The 1,544-nt window shown below is 47.0% G+C and carries 2 protein-coding genes; one reads left to right on the top strand and one right to left on the bottom strand.

Annotated features, from left to right (window positions below; all coding sequences use genetic code 11):
• Positions 1–338, top strand: a 338-nt coding sequence (locus F6K20_RS37995) for a CBS domain-containing protein (protein WP_353736908.1), incomplete at its 5' end; no start/stop codon positions are given.
• 96 nt (positions 339–434) lie between these two features.
• Here the strand turns inward: F6K20_RS37995 and F6K20_RS37990 are convergent.
• Positions 435–1,544 (bottom strand): histidinol-phosphate transaminase (locus tag F6K20_RS37990; RefSeq protein WP_287298339.1); only part of this gene is annotated, 1,110 nt, incomplete at its 5' end.

The raw sequence follows: 1,544 nt of genomic DNA, 5'->3' as shown, positions 1-1,544 counted from the left end.
TTTTACATTTTGTGGAGCGTAGTCGTTGGGACACCGAGACGTTGGAAACTATAGTGCGTCCTTTACAAGAAATTCCCACAGTGGAGGAGAAAACACCTTTGGTGGAGGTGATTAACAGCTTAGAGGAGCTTAACATTAAGCGTGTAAGCGTACTTTCTCCCGCAGAAACTGTGGCAGGTGTCATTGACCGGGGTGATATAGTCAGAGCTGTTGCTAGAAAGCTAAATTTGGCTATCCCACCGGCTGCTATCCAGCGCATCAAAGCTGAGGGGGTTTATCCTCCTGGGTTTCAGCTGGTAGAGATTGCTAAAACTCTAAGTTCGGTGACAAACACTTGAGGATATAGCGCTACCCGCAAGGGCAAAAGGCAAAAGGCAAAAGGCAAAAGGCAAAAGGCAAAAGGCAAAAGGCAAAAGTTTACTATGAATAGCTTTTCAGCCCAGAACTGCTTGTAATCGTTGCAATGTACGAGTATTCTCCTCAGGAGAGCCCACAGTGATCCGCAATCCTCCTCCAGTATGACGTATTAGGGTGCCTTGATCTTTCATGGCCTGAGTTACCTGAGTCAGGTCTTTGCTAGTAGACTCGTTGCCGGATTGTCGTAGACGCAGGTAGATGAAGTTGGCAGCACTTGGCCAAACCTGTAAGGCTGGATGTTCTGATAGGGCTTTTAGTAACTTATCTCGCTCGGCGATAACCTGGGGAATTGATGCTAGCAGAGTTTGTCTGTGATTGAGAGCGACTATGGCAGCAGCTTGAGAAAAGCTGGGTAAGTTGTAGGGTAAGCGCATTTTTTCGAGAGCAGCAATTAGTTCTGGGTCAGCGATGCTATAACCAACACGGTGAGTGGCTAAACGAAATGCTTTGGAAAATGTCCTCAATATTACCCAGTTGGGATGGTCGGCTAATTCTTGGACTACTGAGGCTTGGCTGAATTCAAAGTAGGCTTCATCAATAACTACTAAAATATTCTCTGGTAGACCACGCAACCAGTCTAATTCCTGGGGAGTCAAGGGGTTGGCGGTGGGAGAGTTAGGATGAACTACAAATACTACTCGTATTGCTGCTCGTTGGGTCGAGGTTTCTGTGAGGGTCTGTTCAATGGCTGCTTGGGCATCGTCGATCTTGATTTCAAAGTTTTCTTCCCGACGCCCTACACTCACTACTGGTATTCCTAAGGTCTGTGCCAGTATCGAATACATGGAGAAGGTGGGATTAGCGATTAGGATCGAGCCTTCTCCTCCTAAGCAGGTGGCAATTAAGATAGAACGAATTAGTTCATCGGAACCGTTGCCTACGGAAATCTGGTTTGCTGTTACTCGGTCGTCTAGGGCAGCAGATTCGTTAACGTATTCTGCGATCGCATTTTTGAGTTTCCCCTGTCCGCCATCGGGATATCGATTAGCTTGAATCAGCTGTTGATAGCTCCAAGCTAATTTTTCCTTTAACTCTCCTGGTAAGTCAAAGGGGCATTCATTCGTATCCAGGCGATCTAGGGGAACCGTTGATTCTGGTGTTTTCCCTTCCTCGCCCCCAGGATGAGA

This window comes from Moorena sp. SIO2C4 (genome assembly GCF_010672485.1).
GTDB classification, from domain to species: domain Bacteria; phylum Cyanobacteriota; class Cyanobacteriia; order Cyanobacteriales; family Coleofasciculaceae; genus Moorena; species Moorena producens.
Note: the sequence above shows the minus strand (reverse complement) of the source record. Positions and strands in the feature narration are given on the sequence as shown.